This is a genomic window from Planktosalinus lacus (genome assembly GCF_014640155.1).
GTDB lineage: Bacteria > Bacteroidota > Bacteroidia > Flavobacteriales > Flavobacteriaceae > Planktosalinus > Planktosalinus lacus.
Genome location: NZ_BMGK01000013.1, coordinates 65,582 through 85,646 on the forward strand (window position 1 = coordinate 65,582; position 20,065 = coordinate 85,646).

The window sequence follows — 20,065 nt, forward strand, 5'->3', positions numbered from 1 at the left end:
CAAAAAAGTCGTCAATACATTGTATTGACGACTTTTTTTATTTAAAATTAATTGGATTTATTTAACAATCAATTTTTTAATTATTGTTGAATTGTCTTGCTTGATACTGATAAAATACAAACCAGTTGCATATCCTGAAACATTTAAAATGGCAGTTTGATCGCCATTAAGTTTTACTGAATTTGATTGATAAACAGTTTGTCCCAATGCGTTTGAAATATTAATTTCCAAATCAGAAGCAGGGGCATTTCCAAACCTTAAAAATACTTCGTTTGAAGCTGGATTTGGATACATTGTAAATTGTAAATTTTCAAAATTCTGATTTGAAAGAAATCCTTCTACATTGATATTGTCAATAAAAGTGCTGTTACCATAACCGCATACATTGATAAACCTAAACTGCACCAATTCCCCCAAATAATCTGTTAGGTCAACCTGTTCTTGTCTCCAGTTTCCTGCTGAAGAAGGCGTCCAGTTTGAGGTGATATAAGAAGGCATCGTGGACAAATCCAATCCGGATTTTTCATAGACAGTTGCAAAAGTTTGACCACAATCAGTTGAAATTTCAACTCTTAAACCATCTGAAAAACCTGTAGAATACTGTGCTTTTGCCAAATCAAAAGTCATTTGTGCTGAAGTTGCAAAAGTAAGGTCAAAAATTTCAGTTTGAAAAACATCCTCTTCGCCTTCAGCATTGTATGAGAAATTATTAAAATATGCTGATATTCCTGTCGCACCATCACTACCCAAAATTCCTGAACGCTCTTCCCAGGTATCATCATTGTCAGGGTTCAATATTTGCCAACCACTGGGGGGAAACCCATTGGTTTCAAAGTCTTCAGAAAAATCGAGAGAAGTAGCTTCAGAAATTGAATAAAAATCAATTGATTGATCGTCATTACTAGGATTTTCATCACCCGTTAATTCAATTTCAACCATTAAAGTATACTCACCTGAATCTTCCAGTTCTAAAGTAGCATCAAACTCATAATCAATTTGATCACCTGAATTTAAAGTTGTTGAAATATTTTCTTCAACAACAGGTTCACTATTGATTTGGTAGCGGATTGTAATATTACTTTGTGGATCTAAGCCTGTGTTAGCAACCGTAGCAGAGATAACGACTGGTTCAGGGTTGCAAACAAAATTAAATTCACTGGGATCATTATTAATAGAAAGTAGGGCTACATCATTAGCCAAAGAGCAATTTAATAAACCACCCCCATAGAACTGGGCATTGGATCTTCTTGAGATCCATTCTTCAGTATCATTTTTGGCTACTACTGCAAACCATAATTCATCATCTGGATTTGTAATAGGAACCGTTATGTTTGAAGTTGTTGATGAGCCTACAATTTCCATATAATTTTCACCCAATAAATAAAAGTCATAAGACTCAGCATCTGCAACTGCATTCCAATTGAACGATGCTTCTTCTGGACAAACTTGAGTAACCTGAATCACACCACCAACAAAATCAGCTATCGAAAATTCATTGTCGCTTTCATCCTGAAGACTTCCGCTACTAACTCTAACCATTGCATTTCCAGTGATTTCGTTGGGAACACTCCAGTCATAGAGTCTTAAGCTATTGTTTACAGTAGTAATAGTATTCCAGCTACTACCACTATCTGTTGAATATTCAAGCAAGAAATCATCAGATGTATTTGTAGCATCCCAATGGATGGTTTCCTGTGCATTTGGGAAGAAGCTTTCTTCTCCGTTTGGATAAGTAAGCACAAGTTGGTCTGTAATAATTTCATAAACTACAAAATACTCCTGAGGTCCAACCGGAACATTTGATCCGGTTATTTCAATGTCATAGTTTCCTGAATCAGGATCGTTTATTAAAACCTGCTCCATATTATTTAAATTGTCAACACCATTGGTTGCCGGGGTATCAAGGTTTGTGGGATTTGGAGTTGGGTCAAGAATCCAAGGTAAAAAGGTGTCGTTTGATGGGTTTGTAACTACCAAATCTAAATCGTTTACCAAAGCGGGGTTGGCTCCTGGAGTGGCAGCTGGATCATTCCAATAAACCATAAAGCGCACTTGTGAAGTTCCTGTAGGTACATTAATAGTGTGTGTGTTTGAGTTTCCTTGTGAAATTTCATCAGTTAAATATCTTTCGTCTTCAATAAGCTTTCCGGCTCTGGTTCCGTTTACAATTCCCCAGCCGAATTTAAAATCAGGGCCTACATTTCCATAATCATTGGCTGTATTTAAAAGTGCAGCTTTAATTAATGATGACGGTGGGTGATTACCACCATTTAATTCAGCATAAAGCTCATACAATTGTGCAGAAACCCCTGCAATACCGGGAGCCGCACCTGAAGTACCACCAAATACTAAATATTGATTGTTTTCACTTGTTGAGTTTTGATTTTGACCATTGGCTGTAATATCTGGTTTTATTCTTCCATCATGAGCGGGTCCTCGACTACTGGAAGCAACCAGGGTTGCGTTATAAAACACATTGGCAGTAGCAATAACATTTTTACCTTGCTTATGACCACCGGTAATATTTCCCCATTGTGTTCCTGCACCATAACCACAATTATTATTGTTTGAGTTACCGGCAGAAAACACGTGTAATAATGAGGGAATATCGTTGGATTGTAAATCTACTGTTCTGGCAGTTGTTGTATAGCCGTCATTACAACCGTTACTGTATGAAGAATTGGTAATTTGTACTAAGTCATTATTAATCAGGTTTTGTGTAGGGGTGTCTAAAAAGTTTGAAGCATAATTTGAAACATAAACGTCAGCACCGGCTGCCATGCCACGCATTCTTGGGTTTAAATTTCCTGCACCGGCCATAATTCCTGCTACTCCATCTCCGTGAGTTTGTCCGGTACCACTGGCTTGTGAATTGTCAAGTCTTCCCTGAAAATCAATATGAGGTCCTACTATTCCGTCGTCTCTAACCAAAACACCAACACCAACCCCGGTATAGTTGTTCCCAACACTTGTTTGTGGGTCTAAACCGTTTGCTCTGTGCAGGCTTCTTCCTCGTGTGTCGTCTTTTACATCGGGTGCTATGATTAATTCAATCCATTTTACAAAAGGCAAATTGGCTAATTCCTCAAGGCAGTTATCAGGAATTGATAAATCAATAAGATTTGAGTTTTTGTATTCTTGTTTAACTGTGATTTGAAGTTCTTTTAATTTATTTATAACAAAATCTGAAGTAACGTTTTCGTGATATTGTAAAGTCACTAAATAATTTGTTCCGTCCATCGCCCATGGTTCAAAAGGAGGGTAGTTTAGTTCTTTTGAAATTTTAAAACTTGCATCTAAGGGAATAATTCCTCTCACACCATTATACTGAAGAAAACTGATAGAGGTGTTTTCTGGAAAATAAAATAAATAGGTTTTGTGTGGAATATATTCTATGAGTTGAAGGTTGGCATTTCTAAATCGGTCCTGAACAATTTGATTAGGAGTTTCATAAAACTGAACCCAACCATAAAAGCCATCATTAAAGTGAGACTTTTCAGGCATTTGATTCCAATCAAAAGTTTGGATGTTTTCAGGAAATTCAATGATGTCTTCCTGAAAATGAATGGTATAGTCATTTTGAGAATGTAATGTGTTAAAAACAAAAATTAGGAGTAGAACTCCTAAAAATTTCATTTTAAAATGTAAAAGAGGAGAATTTTTTTCCATAGCAATGAATACTTAATAATTAAATTAATTTTTTTTTGAATTTCAAATATATTGATTTGAGTTTAATAAATAAGGGTTAAGAAAGTTAAAATGTAAATTTTAATGTGTTGTCCAAAAGGAGTTTACTCGATTTGTTTTAATCTATAAGAGACTTGAGCACTGCTTTTCTTATCTTTGTGCGCTATGGATGAACAAGTAAAAAAAATGGTTGATGAAGGTGTAATGCTTCCTTTGATGGAAGAGTTTTATACTATTCAAGGCGAGGGGTTTCATAAGGGTACTGCTGCTTACTTTATAAGGGTTGGTGGTTGCGATGTAGGTTGTCATTGGTGTGATGTTAAGGAAAGTTGGAATGCAGCTATTCACCCTCCTACACACATTGACGCCATCGTTAAAAATGCTGAAAAATATTCCAAAACTATTGTAGTTACTGGTGGTGAACCTTTAACCTGGGATATGAATCCATTGACTGGATTATTAAAAGAAAAAGGTCTTCAGATACACATTGAAACTTCAGGGGCATATAAGCTTACGGGAATCTGGGACTGGATTTGTTTATCCCCAAAAAAAATAAAACTACCGGAACCTGAAATTTATGCTGTAGCAAATGAATTGAAAGTGATTATTTTTAATAAAGATGATTTTCGCTTTGCGGAAGAACAGGCAAAGAGTGTCAATGAAAATTGTATACTCTATTTGCAACCCGAATGGAGTAAACGCGAAAAAATGATACCTGAAATAGTAGAATATATAATGAAGAATACAAAGTGGAAAGTTTCATTACAAACACATAAATATTTAAATATTCCCTAGTTTACTTAACCTTTTCGAAGGGGACTTCAATAAAGCGGTCGTCCCAGCCAATCATTAAACTCACGCCATTTTCAGTGGGCATAAAAGCCATTGATAACGACTCAATAGTTGCTGCAGCACTTTTTGAAGGAACGTCAATTCTAACAATATCTAATTCTTCTTTATAATTGTAGGCTCCCCAAACATTTGTTTCTCTGTTTAGGATGACAGTCCACTCATCTTTCTTCGGAATTGTATAAAGGGTGTAAGTACCTTTTTCAATAATTTCTGACCCCAGTTTTAAGGGTTCATAGATTTCAAGCTCTGTGGCTTCATTGGCACCTGTTCTCCATATTTTTTCAAAAGGAACCAATGCGCCAAAAATTTCACGGTCATTTTTCTTGGGGCGACTGTAAATAACCCTAATTACCGGCGACATATCATCATTTCTAACAATAGTAATGTCTAACGGACTCGCATCAAGACTTGGGAACTCTTGAGCCTCTAAAGATGTAAAGGATGTGAAGATAAATAAAAATAAAAGACTGGTTTTAATATAATTTAATTTCATAATTTTTTTTTATAAAAATACACGAATAGTAAACAATTTCTGTGTTAAATAAACGATTAAGTTTTGTTAAAATTATAAAGGACTCCAAAATTATTTTTCGAAAAATCAAAATTTAATAATTTGATAAATTTTCCACAGTAATTTGTTAATAACTTGATAGTTTAAAAGGGTGTCAACCCTTAAATTTACTAATGGTTTTGTTATATTTGCTCGTTAAGCATTTTGGGTGCTAAAACAAGGCCAAAGTGCAGCTTAAATTTAATTTTACAACCTAAATATTTATGAGCGAAGAATCGAAGAAAATTTACGGCGCAGATAGTATTCAAGCGCTGGAAGGGATGGAGCATGTGCGCATGCGCCCTTCAATGTATATTGGAGATACAGGTGTTAGAGGTTTACATCATTTAGTTTATGAGGTGGTAGATAACTCCATTGATGAGGCAATGGGAGGCTATTGTGACCGAATTGATATTTGGATCAATGAAGATGGGTCTTTAACAGTAAAAGATAACGGAAGAGGTATTCCGGTTGACCTTCATAAAAAAGAAAACGTTTCTGCACTCGAAGTTGTAATGACAAAAATTGGGGCAGGGGGTAAATTTGATAAAGATTCATACAAAGTTTCCGGTGGATTACACGGTGTGGGTGTTTCTGTAGTAAACGCACTCTCAGCTCACCTAAAAGCTACAGTTTACAGAGATGGAAAAATCTGGGAACAAGAATATAAACTAGGAAAAACTCAATACCCTGTTAAGTCTGTAGGAGAAACAACAGACAAAGGTACCGTTGTAACTTTTACTCCAGATGCTCAAATTTTTCAGCAAACCACCGAATTTAACTATGACACGCTTGCAGGAAGAATGCGAGAACTTGCTTTCCTTAATAAAGGACTCACAATCACCCTTACCGATCGAAGAGAAAAAGATGAACAAGGTGAGTTTGTCTATGAAAAATTTCATAGTGAAGAAGGATTAAAAGAATTTATCAGGTTTTTAGATGGAAACAGAGAGCCTATCATTAAGAATGTAATCTCTTTAGAATCTGAAAAAAATGATATTCCTGTTGAGGTTGCTATGACTTACAACTCTTCATTTAATGAGAATTTACACTCTTATGTAAACAACATAAACACACATGAGGGTGGAACCCATCTCTCAGGATTTCGTCGGGGGTTAACCACAACCCTTAAAAAGTATGCAGATGCCTCAGGCTTGTTGGATAAATTAAAATTTGAAATATCCGGAGACGACTTTAGGGAAGGTTTAACGGCCATCGTATCAGTTAAAGTTGCTGAACCACAATTTGAAGGACAGACAAAAACAAAACTTGGAAACAGAGAAGTGACTTCAGCAGTAAGTCAGGCAGTTTCACAAATGTTGACCGATTACCTTGAAGAAAATCCTGAAGATGCAAAAATTATAGTTCAAAAGGTGATTCTTGCTGCACAGGCCAGACATGCTGCTACAAAAGCACGCGAAATGGTCCAGCGAAAAACAGTAATGAGCATTGGCGGACTTCCCGGAAAACTATCAGATTGTTCTGAAGAAGATCCACAAAAATGTGAAGTATTCCTTGTTGAGGGTGACTCAGCAGGAGGTACTGCAAAGCAGGGAAGAGACAGAAACTTTCAGGCCATTTTGCCTTTGAGAGGGAAAATATTGAACGTTGAAAAAGCAATGCAGCACAAAGTGTTTGAAAATGAAGAAATCAAAAACATCTATACAGCACTGGGAGTAACAATTGGTACTGAAGAAGACAGTAAGGCTCTTAACTTATCCAAATTGCGTTACCATAAAATAGTGATAATGTGTGATGCCGATGTTGATGGTAGTCACATTTCCACATTGATCCTTACGTTTTTCTTTAGATATATGCGTGAATTAATTGAAGCAGGCCATGTCTACATTGCTACGCCACCTTTATACTTAATTAAAAAAGGAAATAAAAAAACATATGCCTGGAATGAAAAGGAGCGAGAGCAAATCAATAGAGATTTTGGCGGTAGCGCATCCATTCAGCGATACAAAGGTCTGGGGGAAATGAACGCTGAACAATTATGGGACACTACTATGAACCCTGAGTTTAGAACACTTCGTCAGGTGACTATCGACAACCTCAGCGAAGCAGATCATATTTTCTCAATGTTGATGGGTGATGAAGTACCACCAAGAAGAGAGTTTATAGAGAAAAATGCAGTTTATGCAAATATTGATGCTTAGCATTTTTCTAACTGAAACCAAAGATTGACAAAAAGCCTCAAAAGATTTTTTCTATTGAGGCTTTTTCAATAAAAACAATTTAAAAAAGTTTACACAATAGGGTTTAGGTGAATTGACTTGTTTAATATGCAGCACTAACATTAAAAAATAAATATGAAAAAAATAGCTTTTATTGTATTAGTAATATCAGTTTCATCAACAACATATGCTCAAAACCAATTGGAAGATTTATTGGCTGCCGGAATTGAGGATGCCCAAAGATTTGCTTCCGGTTATATTTCACCGGCTGCAGAAAGCGTTATCTACAACCTTTCAGGTGGTTGGTTGCAAACTGCTGAAGTCAAAAAACCATTGAAATTTGAATTGTCTGTAATCGGAAATGTCTCTTTCGTTAATGAGGAACACAAAGCATTTACATTGAATTCAAGTGAATATAACAATTTATATTTCAGAGATGGCAGTATCTCAAAAGAGGTGGGGACAGCTTTTGGAGAAAACAACCCCGATGTGATTGTGTATGCTATCGTAACAGATGAAACGGGTGCCTTTCAAGAAGAAGTGGAGTTCGAACTTCCACAAGGACTTGCTTCTGAAAATGTCAATATGCTTCCTACGGCTTTTTTACAGGCAAGACTTGGGATTTTTAAGGCTACAGAACTCAAAGTGCGCTATTTCCCCAAAGTTGATTATGAAGACGTAAAAACAGGGTTAATTGGAGTGGGTTTGCAACATGAATTCACACAATGGCTTCCGGTAGAAAAAGCATTTCCGGTCGCTATTGCTGGTTTTGTTGGTTTTACAAATTTTAACGGAAATTTTGATTTCACAGACAGTCAGATTATTGAAGGTTCAAATCAGCAGTTTGAAGTAAGGCAGAACAGCTGGTTGTTTCAAATTCATGCTTCAACCAAATTAAAGATTATAAACTTCTATGGTGGACTGGGTTATGTTACCGGAACATCAGATTTTGATGTATTAGGGACTTACACAGTGCGTGCGGGGACACCTTTGTTTGAATCACAAAGTACATTTGATGACCCTTTTTCAGTAAAAAATAAAGTTTCGGGGATCAAAGCTAATTTAGGTACACAACTTCAACTGGGTTTCTTTAGTATTTTTGCCGAATACAATATTGCTGAATACAACACTGCTGCTGCTGGAATTGGTTTCGGAATTTAATGACTTGATATTTAATTTTTAAAGCAGATAATTGTATTTTTGCAACACTTGAAAATTATAAACAATAATCTTTAAAAATTAATATATATGAAAGTTACAGTCGTAGGTGCAGGAGCCGTAGGTGCAAGTTGTGCAGAATACATTGGAATCAAAAATTTTGCTTCAGAAGTTGTTCTTCTTGATATTAAAGAAGGTTTTGCAGAAGGAAAAGCAATGGACTTGATGCAAACAGCATCCCTGATGGGTTTTGATACCAAAATAACAGGAACCACAAACGATTATTCAAAGACCGCCGGAAGTAACATTGCTGTTATAACAAGCGGAATTCCAAGAAAACCCGGAATGACCAGAGAGGAGTTGATTGGTATCAATGCAGGAATTGTAAAAACAGTTTCTGAAAACCTGGTTAAACACTCTCCTGATGTTATTTTAATTGTTGTGAGTAACCCTATGGATACCATGGCTTATTTGGCGCACCAATCTACCGGACTTCCAAAAAACAGAATTATTGGTATGGGAGGAGCTTTAGACAGTGCCCGCTTTAAATACAGATTGGCAGAAGCTCTGGAATGCCCACAATCTGATGTTGACGGCATGGTTTTAGGTATGCACAGCGACACCGGAATGATTCCGTTAACGCGTCTCGCAACAAGAAACAGTGTGCCTGTTTCAAATTTCCTTTCAGAAGATCGCTTGAATCAAGTAATGGAAGACACAAAGGTGGGTGGAGCAACACTTACAAAACTTTTAGGAACATCAGCCTGGTATGCACCGGGTGCAGCAGTTTCATCATTAGTTCAGGCGATTGCCTGTGATCAGAAAAAAATGTTCCCTTGTTCAGTTTTATTGGATGGTGAATATGGTCTGTCTGACCTGTGTATTGGAGTACCTGTGATATTAGGAAAAAATGGAATCGAAAAAATTGTAGAAGTTCCACTTTCAGATACTGAAAAAGAAACAATGCAAAAAAGCGCACAAGCAGTTAGAGATGTGAATGCGTTATTAAATGCTTAATTTCAAAATATAAAACACATCTTTTTATGTTTTAAATTCCGGAATCTAAGACGATTTGTTTTAGATTTCCGGAATTTAAACGTTCATTTTAACTTATTTTTAAAACTTAAAAAATAATTGTCATTTCATATTGGAAATTCTATATTTGCACGTTTGTAAAAAACCAATAAAAACAATTATACACCTAATTATTACGAAGAATGCAAAACAAGGGACTAGTTAAAGTATTTGCGATATTGTTTGGCTTAGTGAGTATTTATCAACTTTCATTTACTTACATAGCATCCAAAGTCGAAGGAGAAGCAGAGGAATATGCAGTTAGTAAAATATCTGAAAATACAGAAGATTATGTTATAAAAAGAGATCTTGAGGAGAAAAAATATTTAGACTCTTTGGGTGCAGAGCCCGTTCTTCTTGGTATTGATTACAATTCAGCCAAAGATAAAGAATTAAATAAGGGGCTTGACTTGAAGGGGGGAATCAATGTGATTCTTCAAATCTCAGTTAGGGATATTTTAGTAGGTCTTGCAAACAACTCAAAAGATCCTGCTTTCAATCAGGCTTTAGACAGAGCAGTTGAAATTCAAACCGAAGGCACAGATACTTATTTAGAAGCATTTTTTCAGGCATTTGATGAAATTCCGGGTGATAACCAATTAGCATCACCAGATATTTTTGCCAATAAAACCCTAAGTGAAGAAGTCCACTTTGAAATGTCCAATGCTGAAGTTCAGACAATATTAACCAGAAAGGTTGATGAGTCTGTTGATGCAGCTTTTGAGGTCCTTAGAAAACGTATCGATAAATTTGGTGTGACTCAACCCAACTTGCAACGTCTTGGAAATACAGCACGTATACTTGTAGAGCTTCCGGGAGCAAGAGATGTACAACGGGTGCAATCATTACTTCAAAGTACAGCTCAATTAGAGTTTTGGCACGTTTATAAAATGGATGAAATGGTTTCATTCCTCTCTTCAGCAAATGAAGTAGTAAAGGCAATGGAGAAACCAAAATCTGAAACCGATGAAGAAGTTACAGATTCAACAAGTGTTGAAGGAGATGAAATTACTGATCTTTTAGGAGGAGAAAGCCTAGATGAGCTAGCTGAAGATGTAGATAATGACCCAATATTTGGGAGAATCCAAGGGCTAGGTGGTCAGGGAGGACCGGTAATTGCTACATTCAAATTAAGGGATACTGCCGTTATCAACAGTTACCTTAGAATGCCTCAGGTAAGATCATTGTTGCCACAAGAACAGCGCTTTGCTAAGTTTGTGTGGGGTAAACCAATTGAAAATCCAGAAACAGGAGAGGAATTATCAGAATTGTATGCGATAAAAGCAAACAGGGAAAATATTCCACCATTAAGTGGAAATGTTGTAACAGATGCATCACAAACCTTTGACCAAAGAGGGCAACCCGCAGTCTCCATGCAAATGGATGGTACCGGTGCAAGAATCTGGGAAGAAATGACCGGTGTAGCTTCTGCTCAGCAGACTCAAATAGCAATTGTACTTGATAATATAGTATATTCAGCACCCGGTGTTTCAAGAGGTGCTATTTCCGGTGGACGTTCAGAGATTACAGGAGATTTCACTTTAAATGAAGCAATTGACCTTGCCAATGTATTGAGAGCAGGTAAACTTCCTGCCTCAGCTGATATTATCCAAAGTGAAATTGTTGGACCTTCCTTAGGTCAGGAAGCTATTGATAGTGGTATAATGTCTTTCTTGATAGCACTTGTACTGGTGTTACTATGGATGATTTTCTATTACGGAAGAGCAGGTGTCTATGCAGATATCGCTTTAATGGTAAACATCTTGTTTATATTTGGTATTTTAGCTGGACTAGGTGCTGTACTTACCTTACCGGGTATCGCTGGTATTGTTTTGACAATAGGTATTTCGGTTGATGCCAACGTGCTGATCTTTGAGCGAATTAGAGAAGAATTCTATAAAGGGAAGGCACAAAAGGATGCTATTAAAGACGGTTTCAACAATGCACTTTCATCTATTTTGGATGCCAACATTACAACCGGTTTGACAGGTATTATTTTATTGGTCTTTGGAACTGGTCCAATTAAAGGTTTTGCCACTACTTTATTAATAGGTATTTTAACCTCTTTGTTCACAGCAATTTTTATCACGAGACTGTTTATTGAAAGATATACTGTAAATGGTAAAGATTTGAAATTTTCTACTGCACTTACCAAAAATCTGTTTAGAAATGTAAACATTGATTTCTTAGGAAAGCGAAAGATAGCCTATATCATCTCAGGTGTTTTAATCGTTCTTTCTTTAGGTTCCTTATTTACTCAGGGATTAAACCAGGGAATTGATTTTGTTGGTGGAAGAACTTATACAGTGCGCTTTGATAAATCAGTGATTGCTTCTGAAATTCAACAAGACCTTGCAGCAGTTTATGGAACGGCTGAAGCGAAGACTTTTGGCGGAAATAATCAGTTAAAAATATCTACAGCTTATAAAGTGGATGAGCAAAGTGGAGAAGTAGATAGTGAAGTGCAGGAATTATTATTCCAGGCCTTACAGCCTAACTTGCCTGAAGGATTTACCTATCAAGACTTTTTGAGTGGAGATGAAACTAAACAAGTTGGTTTAATGCAATCAATGAAAGTTGGTCCAACAATAGCAAGTGATATCAAACGAGCATCTGTCTGGGCTATTTCAGGATCGTTGATAGTTGTATTCTTGTATATTTTACTTCGATTTAGAAGATGGCAATTTAGTTTAGGTGCTGTAGCTGCAGTTATTCACGATACTATCATAGTATTAGGGTTATTCTCATTGCTTCGAAATGCGATGCCGTTCTCAATGGAAATTGATCAGGCCTTTATTGCTGCTATCCTTACAGTGATAGGGTACTCATTGAACGATACCGTGGTAGTGTTTGACCGTATTCGGGAGTATTTTAATGACAATCCAAGTTGGAAACTCTCCAGGGTTATCAATTCAGCTGTAAACAGTACCATAAGCAGGACATTGAATACGTCGTTCACCACATTGGTAGTATTACTGGCAATCTTTATTTTTGGAGGTGACTCTATTAGAGGATTTATGTTTGCGTTGATTATTGGTGTGATTGTAGGTACTTACTCATCAGTGTTCATTGCAACTCCTGTAATGTTTGATACTGTTAAGAAAAAAGGTATTGACTTAAAATACAAAGAAAAAGAAGAAGAGATTGAAGCTTAGATTAAGATAAGTTTTAAAGAAATAAAAAAACCCGTTTTGATTAATTCAAAACGGGTTTTTTTATGTACGAATAGTTTATTATTCAATTTGCCATTCTATTCTATCACCTGCTTCAATGTTCCATTGATTAGATAAACCTGCATTGATTTCCAAAACATATTGAGCAGGAACTCCAGACGGCAAAGAATTGGCGTCATAAGGTCTTGCGTCTTTTTGAAAACTCACTATTTTCTTTTCGGAATCAATAAACACGATGTCAAGTGCAAAAGCAGTATTTTTCATATAAAAACTTCTCACTTGTTCGTCCGGAAAAACAAATAACATCGCCTGATGGTCTTCCATAGAATCACGGTACATCAATCCTGTTTGAGTTTTATATTCATCGTCGGCAATTTCTATGTCCAAGGTTTTATAAATACTATCAGTGTCTTTTTTGATGAGGTTTAGTTCACCATTTTTGGTAAAAGAAATAGTTGCGGTTTCAACCGGTTTTTCCTTTTGGGTGTCTTTACAGCCAGTGGTAAAAAGGAAACATAGCGAAGCCATGCCAATACATAGTTTTTTCATTTTTGAAAAATTTAAATTAAGCTTGTAAAGGAATACGCTTTTGTGGTCTGAACATAAAGTATAATCCTAATAGAATAAAAGGAATGCTAAGCCATTGTCCCATATTGAAAGCCATCGTGTCTTCAAAGGCCACTTGATTTTCTTTGATAAATTCTACAAAGAAACGAACAGACCAAAGCAGCACTAAAAACAACCCAAACAAATAACCCATTTTTTCTCTTTTGTTTGTTTTCCAGTAGATGAGCCATAAAATCAAAAATACAATTAAATAGGCTCCTGATTCATAGAGTTGAGTAGGGTGTCTTGGGAAATCTTCTCCTAGTTGTTTAAAGACAACACCAAAATCTGAACCTGTGGGTTGGCCAATTATTTCAGAGTTGAAAAAATTACCTATTCTGATAAAAATGGCTCCACAAGCAACAGGGATAACTACCCTGTCTAAAATCCACAAAATAGGTTTTTGAAGTACCTTTTTACTATATAAATACATTGCAACAATAATACCCACAGCAGCACCGTGACTCGCTAAGCCTCTAAAGCCCGTAAATTCAAATTCAGGTTGTATTTTGAAAGGCAAAAAGATCTCCAGTAAATGATGTTGAAAATAATCCCAATCATAAAAAAATACATGGCCCAACCGAGCACCAATTAAAGTAGCAACAACTGCATAAATAAATATGCTGTCTAATTTTTCTAAAGAAATACCTTCTCTAACATAGATGCGTTTCATTATTAACCACCCCAGTCCAAAGGCAATAACAAACATTAAACTATAATAATGGAGTGTGATGATTCCCAAATCCAATCCGGTAGAAGGGTCCCAAACGAAGCTTAAAAAGTGCATAAGAGTTCTTGTTTAAAGATGGATAAAGATAGTAATAATTATTTCCAAAAGTCAAATGCTAAATTCCAAAAACAAAAGTGAATTTTTTAAATCTAAAAACGAATGTAGTAATTTTTAAGGAACAGGGTCATACCCTTTTCCTCCCCAGGGATGGCAGCTAAAAATTCTTTTTATTGCTAGAAGACCTCCTTTGAATAGTCCGTGTTTTTGAAGGGCTTCTTTGGTATAATGAGAACAAGTGGGTTGATATCTGCAGGTGTTTGGGGTTAAGGGCGAAATGAGTGTCTGATATAGTTTAATTAAAAACAGAAAGGGTGCTATCAATATCTTTTTCAACAAAATGATAAACTTGATGATTTATATTCACAAAATAAAAGTAGTGCCTTCTTTTCCGTCTTTCAACTGAATTCCAATTGCAGCAAGTTCATCTCTAATTTTGTCACTGGTTGCAAAATCTTTATTAGCTCTGGCTTCGTTTCTTAAATTAATAAGTAGATTGACTATATCAGATAATTTACCGGTGTTTGAAGATTCAGAATCTACATCTTGCAAACCAAGTACCTCAAAAATAAAAGCACTGAGAGTTGCTTTTAAACCTTCTAAATCTTTTTCGGTAATGGTTGCTTTTTGATCTTTTACAGCGTTAATAAATTTTGCTGCTTCAAATAACTGTGCAATTAGAATTGGGCTGTTAAAGTCATCGTTCATAGCATCATAACACGATTGTTTCCAATCCTCAAGGTTCCAAGAAGTCTTAGCTTCTATTGGAAGTTTGCCAATATTATTAAATGCTTCCATCAACCTGTTATACCCCTTTTCAGCTGCCTCCAAAGCATCATTTGAAAAGTCTAGTATGCTGCGGTAGTGCGCTTGATACATAAAAAATTTCACCACAGTGGGATTGAAGGGTTTTGAAAGAATGGTGTTGTTTCCCGTAAATATTTCATTAGGTAAAATATTATTACCGGTGGATTTTGCCATTTTTTGACCATTCAATGTCAGCATATTGGCATGCATCCAATAATTAACGGGATTTTGTTCATTATAAGCTTCAGATTGAGCTATTTCACATTCGTGGTGTGGAAACTTTAAATCCATTCCACCGCCATGAATATCAAAATGTTCACCTAGATATTTAGTGCTCATAGCTGTACACTCTAAATGCCATCCTGGAAAACCATCACTCCACGGTGACGGCCATCGCATTATGTGTTGGGGTTCTGCTTTTTTCCAAAGTGCAAAATCCTGTGGATTTTTTTTATCACTTTGTCCGTCAAGCTCCCGTGTATTGGTAACCATGTCTTCCAGGTTTCTGCCACTCAACCTACCATAGTGATGTGATTCATTAAACTTTAAGACATCAAAATAGACAGAGCCGTTTTTTTCGTAAGCAAAGCCATTTTTAAGAATTTCTTTGATAATACCAATTTGTTCTACAATATGGCCTGTTGCTGTGGGCTCAATACTAGGGGGCAAGGCGTTAAATTTAGCCATTGTATTGTGAAAATCTATAGTGTAGCGCTGCACCACTTCCATTGGTTCTATTTCTTCAATACGCGCTTTTTTGGCAATACGATCTTCACCACTATCCGCATCATTTTCCAAATGACCGGCATCGGTAATGTTGCGGACATAGCGCACTTTATAGCCTAAATGATTTAAGTACCTAAAAACCAAATCAAAAGACAAAAATGTGCGACAATTTCCCAGGTGAACATTGCTGTAAACGGTGGGGCCACACACATACATTCCAACGGCACCTTCATTGATGGGCTTAAAAACTTCTTTGTTTTTTGAAATGGAATTGTATATTTTGATGTTTTGATTTTTAAACAGACTCATTCTTTGATTGAGTTTTAATTAGTATTGTGTGTCTAGTTTTATATAGTCAAGAAACTCTCTGCGCACCTCCAATTCTTTGAATTTTCCACCAAACTCGGCAGTAACTGTACTACTATCGATATCTCTGATACCACGGGAATTTACACACAAGTGCTTGGCGTCAATCACACAGGCTACATCTTCTGTTTTTAAAGTATCCTGAAGTTCTTTGACAATTTGGATTGTGAGCCTTTCCTGGACTTGAGGTCGTTTGGCAAAATAATCAACAATACGGTTCATTTTTGAAAGCCCTATTACAGATCCCTTTGAAATGTATGCAACATGCGCTTTTCCAACAATTGGTAAAAGGTGATGCTCACAAGTTGAATAAACAGTGATATTTTTTTCAACCAACATTTCTCCATATTTATATTTATTGTCAAAAGTAGAAGCCTTGGGTCTACGGTCAGGGTGTAATCCTCCAAAAATTTCATTGACAAACATTTTGGCAACACGGTTTGGAGTGCCTTGCAAACTATCGTCTGTTAAATCAAGACCTAAGGTTTCCATAATATGCTTTACATCCTCCTTGATGAGAGCAATTTTTTCAAGGTCGCTTTTTTCAAAAGCATCCTTTTTTAAAGGAGTATCACTTGAAGTACCTATGTGGTTATCACCCAGATCTTCCAGTTTTTGTAAGTGTTTTTCTAAACCCATAATTTTTTAAAGTTCAAAATGCTTATTGCAAATAGTCTGCAAAGATAGCTATAAAAGAAAAGATATCGAAATTGGTCAAATGATATTTTAACGCCAATTATCTTACATTTTGATAATATTTTCTTAATTTTCGGGCGATAAAATTTTTTAAAATGAAACAAGTATCCCCATTTTTAATGTTACTTTTTTTAGTAACATCTTTTACTTACTCTCAAACTTTTAAAATTGATAGTGCTAATTTTGACGAATTGATAGCTCAAGTCTACGGTGAAAGAGCTCAGGATTTAATTTATAAAGATTCCAAGGTGCTCGAAACATATAAATCAATTTTAAACAGATTGGAAATAATAAAATCATCTGAAGAAGTGAAAGGTGATTATCAATTTTTGTCGACTGTGCCTTCTTATAAACCACTCAATCAAGTTTTCTCACCAAAAAACTTCAATCCTTATAATTATAAAATGGATTTTTTTAGAAAGGATGAAACAGTTTATTATGTAGTTGATAATACTGAATACGTAATATTAATAAAGCCCCTGAAATAATGAATCTTAAAAGCGTTTTTTTATTAATTGTAAGTGTTTTTTTTACAGTTAATTCAGTCTTTTCCCAAGGGCCAGTTTGTGAACAGGCTGAACCATTTTGTGCAGCTGGGGCATCCTTAATCTTTCCTAATACTACAGGTGTACCAAGTTTCGGCGGACCTGCTTGTTTAGGGAGTACGCCAAACCCTTCTTGGTTTTACCTCCAGGTAGATCAAACAGGTGACTTAGAGTTTATTATCTCTCAAAGCACCGGTGGTTTTGATGAAGATGGAAACCCAATTGGTACCCAGTTAGATGTTGATTTTGTTGTTTGGGGTCCTTTTTCTGATTTTGAAGGAAACTGTGACGATTTAGATGATTGTACTAGCTGTAGTAGTAATACAATCGATAATGGGTATCCTTACGGTAATGTCGTTGATTGTAGCTATAGTATCAATGCTGTTGAAAATATGACCTTGCCCAACGCACAAGCAGGAGAGTACTATATTGTCTTAATAACAAATTTTAATGGTCAGGCAGGTTTTATTATGCTGGCCCAAACAAATCTTGGAGAACCAAGTTCTGGATCTACAGATTGTACTATCTTATTAGACTTTGAAGCTTGTGAAGGAGATACTATCAATATAGATGCTGAAACACCTGGAGCTGCAAATTATTTGTGGCAATTTGACGACGGATCTGGTTTTGTTACAATATTTGATGGAAATTTCCCGAATATAGACGTAACTGAAACAGGTTTGTATACTGTAACTGTTACTTTAATGGATGGTTCTGTCTTGCAACCAACAGAATATGAAGTGACCTTTTTTCCTCAACCAGAAATAGCAAACCCACCTATTAATTTATTTCAATGTGATGATGGCACCGGCACCGGTGAATTTAATTTGCTTCTTAACAATCCGGTGGTATTAGGAGCTCAAGATCCCACCGAATTCCTAGTTTCTTATCATACTTCACAATTGGATGCAAATACCGGGGCAAATCCAATAATGACCCCTAATGCATATCCTATAACAGGAGCTCTTCAGACTATCTTTGTTAGAATTGAGGATTCTTCCGGAAACTGTTCCGTTACAGATAGTTTTGAAATTGAATTTGCTGTCGCAGATGCCGGCCCGGTACCCGATGAAGCATTTTGTGATGATGACTCTAATGGTTTGTTAGAGGTTGACTTGTCCCAGTTTGATGAAGATGCACTAGGTACTCAAGATGCTGCAGATTATACGATAACATATCACAACTCTCAGGCAAATGCAGATTCCGGAGCAAGCCCTTTACCTACAAACTATGTTGTAACCGGACCCTCACAAACAATTTATGTTAGAGTTACAAACAATCTAAACCCTGATTGTTATGCTACTGATAGTTTTGTTATTACGATTGTGCCACCACCAACCGTAAATGAACCGACCCCAATTGTTTTGTGTGATGAACACCCCAACGATGGTTTTGCCGAGTTCACTCTTACTGATAAAGACGATGAAATAACAGGTGCAAACCCTGATTATATTGTATTATATTTTCAAACCCTGGCGCTCGCAGAAGTTGGCGATCCGGGGGATCAACTTATAAGCCCCTATACCAATGTAATTCCAGATACACAAACTGTATTCGGCCGTGTTGAAGATATCAATAGTGGCTGCTTCAATATCGTAGAATTAACCCTACAAGTGAACCCGACACCTACAATTGCAGATCCCATCACAGATTTTTATGTATGTGACGACGATCAGGACGGCTTTGAGATTTTTGATTTAACGAGCAAAGACACCGAGATACTCAATGGCTTGTTCAATATGGAGATTGACTACTACAACACCTTTGACGATGCCGATCAGGACATCAACCCCATTGGTGACCCTGTGAATTATAACAGTGGTGGCGGTGAGACCATATTTGTACGCGTTGAAAGCTTGCTTGCCGGGTGTCACTCAGTTGGCCAGTTTGATTTACTCTTTCACCCGGTTCCAACCTTTACAGCCCCCTCACCCTATGAATTGTGTGATGATGAAATAGTAGATGGATTTACTGAATTTGATTTGACTACCAAAGTAGGAGAAATCAGTGGCGGTAACCCCAATCTATCCATCAGTTTTTATATTGATGAACCTGATGCATGGGCAGGAGTCAACGCTTTGCCTTTTACGTATACCAACATTTCCAACCCTCAAATAATATGGGTACGCATACGCGATATCAACACTGGTTGTGTTGCGGTAAGTCCTATGGAATTAATTGTAAATGGAGCCCTTGAAATATTCACTCCCACCCCCTTGGAATATTGTGACCCTGACAATGACGGTTTTGGTGAGTTTGACCTGGATCTTTCCTTATTAGAAATCACGGGAGGTGTTCCGGGCTATTTAGTAACCTACCACGAGACCCAGTCCAATGCAAATAATGGAGAGTTTCCATTACCGATACCCTATACCAATGTAGTAATTTATAACCAAACAGTCTACGCCCGTGTAGAAGATCCTGCCACCGGATGTTTTGCAACTACCCCTTTAGAGCTCCAGGTATTAGACAGTCCTCAGATAGAAGACCCTTCTCCCTTGGTTCAATGTGATTACAATAGCAATGGCACTTCGACCTTTGATTTAACCTTAACAGAAGAAGAGTTATTTGCAAACATCCCTGATCCTTCAGGTTATACGGTGAGCTACTACCAGACCCAGGCCGATGCCGATGCGGGCACCAACCCAATTGGCACCCCTACGGCCTATGTCAATTTGAGCAACCCCCAGACCATATATATCGTGGTTGAAGATATTAATAACGGCTGCCAGAGTCAAACCACTGTAGAACTGCAGGTGGCAGGTCTTCCGGATATAAGCTATCCATTTGAGATCGAGTTGTGCGATGACAACAATCCCGGGGATGAGATAGAATCCTTTGACCTCAACGCCCTGATC

14 protein-coding genes are annotated in these 20,065 nt (G+C 36.7%); 7 read left to right on the plus strand and 7 right to left on the minus strand.

Going from position 1 to position 20,065, the window contains the following annotated elements; genetic code table 11:
• Positions 1-57: 57 nt before the first annotated feature.
• On the minus strand, positions 58-3,669 hold the full coding sequence (locus tag IEV69_RS13125; protein WP_188443192.1) for a S8 family serine peptidase: 3,612 nt from the start codon (positions 3,667-3,669) through the stop codon (positions 58-60).
• A gap of 183 nt (positions 3,670-3,852) precedes the next feature.
• Between IEV69_RS13125 and IEV69_RS13130 the strand changes: the two genes are divergently transcribed.
• A complete protein-coding gene (locus IEV69_RS13130; protein WP_188443194.1) occupies positions 3,853-4,482 on the plus strand; it encodes a 7-carboxy-7-deazaguanine synthase QueE in 630 nt (209 codons plus the stop codon).
• A gap of 1 nt (position 4,483) precedes the next feature.
• Here the strand turns inward: IEV69_RS13130 and IEV69_RS13135 are convergent, their stop codons facing one another.
• A complete protein-coding gene (locus tag IEV69_RS13135) occupies positions 4,484-5,032 on the minus strand; it encodes a DUF2911 domain-containing protein (RefSeq protein WP_188443196.1) in 549 nt (182 codons plus the stop codon).
• Between the two features lie 281 nt (positions 5,033-5,313).
• Between IEV69_RS13135 and gyrB the strand changes: the two genes are divergently transcribed.
• The 4 genes from gyrB to secDF all read left to right on the plus strand — a co-directional run bounded on the left by gyrB (position 5,314) and on the right by secDF (position 12,656).
• Positions 5,314-7,251, plus strand: a complete 1,938-nt coding sequence (gene gyrB, locus IEV69_RS13140; RefSeq protein ID WP_188443198.1) for a DNA topoisomerase (ATP-hydrolyzing) subunit B — start codon at positions 5,314-5,316, stop codon at positions 7,249-7,251.
• A 153-nt stretch (positions 7,252-7,404) separates the two neighbouring features.
• Positions 7,405-8,430 (plus strand): DUF6588 family protein, encoded by a 1,026-nt coding sequence (locus IEV69_RS13145; RefSeq protein WP_188443199.1) that lies wholly within the window; start codon positions 7,405-7,407, stop codon positions 8,428-8,430.
• A gap of 87 nt (positions 8,431-8,517) precedes the next feature.
• Positions 8,518-9,444, plus strand: a complete 927-nt coding sequence (gene mdh / locus IEV69_RS13150) for a malate dehydrogenase (RefSeq protein ID WP_188443200.1) — start codon at positions 8,518-8,520, stop codon at positions 9,442-9,444.
• A gap of 200 nt (positions 9,445-9,644) precedes the next feature.
• The gene (gene secDF, locus IEV69_RS13155) at positions 9,645-12,656 is read left to right on the plus strand and encodes a protein translocase subunit SecDF (protein WP_188443201.1); all 3,012 of its coding nucleotides are present in this window, start codon (positions 9,645-9,647) and stop codon (positions 12,654-12,656) included.
• Positions 12,657-12,734: 78 nt separating this feature from the next.
• On the opposite strand, the gene IEV69_RS13160 is transcribed toward secDF, so the two are convergent.
• From IEV69_RS13160 to folE, 5 genes are all read right to left on the minus strand, one after another.
• Entirely contained in the window at positions 12,735-13,223 is a 489-nt protein-coding gene (locus IEV69_RS13160) for a DUF192 domain-containing protein (protein ID WP_188443202.1), read from the minus strand.
• Positions 13,224-13,239: 16 nt separating this feature from the next.
• Entirely contained in the window at positions 13,240-14,067 is an 828-nt protein-coding gene (gene lgt / locus IEV69_RS13165) for a prolipoprotein diacylglyceryl transferase (protein ID WP_188443203.1), read from the minus strand.
• A 114-nt stretch (positions 14,068-14,181) separates the two neighbouring features.
• Entirely contained in the window at positions 14,182-14,403 is a 222-nt protein-coding gene (gene yidD, locus IEV69_RS13170; RefSeq protein WP_188443205.1) for a membrane protein insertion efficiency factor YidD, read from the minus strand.
• Positions 14,404-14,430: 27 nt separating this feature from the next.
• Entirely contained in the window at positions 14,431-15,909 is a 1,479-nt protein-coding gene (gene cysS, locus IEV69_RS13175; protein ID WP_188443207.1) for a cysteine--tRNA ligase, read from the minus strand.
• Between the two features lie 18 nt (positions 15,910-15,927).
• Positions 15,928-16,605, minus strand: coding sequence for a GTP cyclohydrolase I FolE (folE, locus tag IEV69_RS13180; protein ID WP_188443209.1), 678 nt, complete (start codon positions 16,603-16,605; stop codon positions 15,928-15,930).
• A gap of 152 nt (positions 16,606-16,757) precedes the next feature.
• On the opposite strand from folE, the gene IEV69_RS13185 reads away from it, so the two are divergent.
• Entirely contained in the window at positions 16,758-17,150 is a 393-nt protein-coding gene (locus tag IEV69_RS13185) for a hypothetical protein (RefSeq protein ID WP_188443211.1), read from the plus strand.
• Positions 17,150-20,065: FIDD domain-containing protein (locus tag IEV69_RS13190; protein ID WP_505800981.1), on the plus strand; the 2,916-nt coding region annotated here is incomplete at its 3' end. The genes IEV69_RS13185 and IEV69_RS13190, both read left to right, overlap by 1 nt.

Bases quoted from the DNA above. Each gene is read 5' to 3' on its own strand.
- IEV69_RS13125 (WP_188443192.1), bottom strand. From the start codon at position 3,669: ATGGAAAAAAATTCTCCTCTTTTACATTTTAAAATGAAATTTTTAGGA.
- IEV69_RS13130 (WP_188443194.1), top strand. From the start codon at position 3,853: ATGGATGAACAAGTAAAAAAAATGGTTGATGAAGGTGTAATGCTTCCT.
- IEV69_RS13135 (WP_188443196.1), bottom strand. From the start codon at position 5,032: ATGAAATTAAATTATATTAAAACCAGTCTTTTATTTTTATTTATCTTC.
- gyrB (WP_188443198.1), top strand. From the start codon at position 5,314: ATGAGCGAAGAATCGAAGAAAATTTACGGCGCAGATAGTATTCAAGCG.
- IEV69_RS13145 (WP_188443199.1), top strand. From the start codon at position 7,405: ATGAAAAAAATAGCTTTTATTGTATTAGTAATATCAGTTTCATCAACA.
- mdh (WP_188443200.1), top strand. From the start codon at position 8,518: ATGAAAGTTACAGTCGTAGGTGCAGGAGCCGTAGGTGCAAGTTGTGCA.
- secDF (WP_188443201.1), top strand. From the start codon at position 9,645: ATGCAAAACAAGGGACTAGTTAAAGTATTTGCGATATTGTTTGGCTTA.
- IEV69_RS13160 (WP_188443202.1), bottom strand. From the start codon at position 13,223: ATGAAAAAACTATGTATTGGCATGGCTTCGCTATGTTTCCTTTTTACC.
- lgt (WP_188443203.1), bottom strand. From the start codon at position 14,067: ATGCACTTTTTAAGCTTCGTTTGGGACCCTTCTACCGGATTGGATTTG.
- cysS (WP_188443207.1), bottom strand. From the start codon at position 15,909: ATGAGTCTGTTTAAAAATCAAAACATCAAAATATACAATTCCATTTCA.
- folE (WP_188443209.1), bottom strand. From the start codon at position 16,605: ATGGGTTTAGAAAAACACTTACAAAAACTGGAAGATCTGGGTGATAAC.
- IEV69_RS13185 (WP_188443211.1), top strand. From the start codon at position 16,758: ATGAAACAAGTATCCCCATTTTTAATGTTACTTTTTTTAGTAACATCT.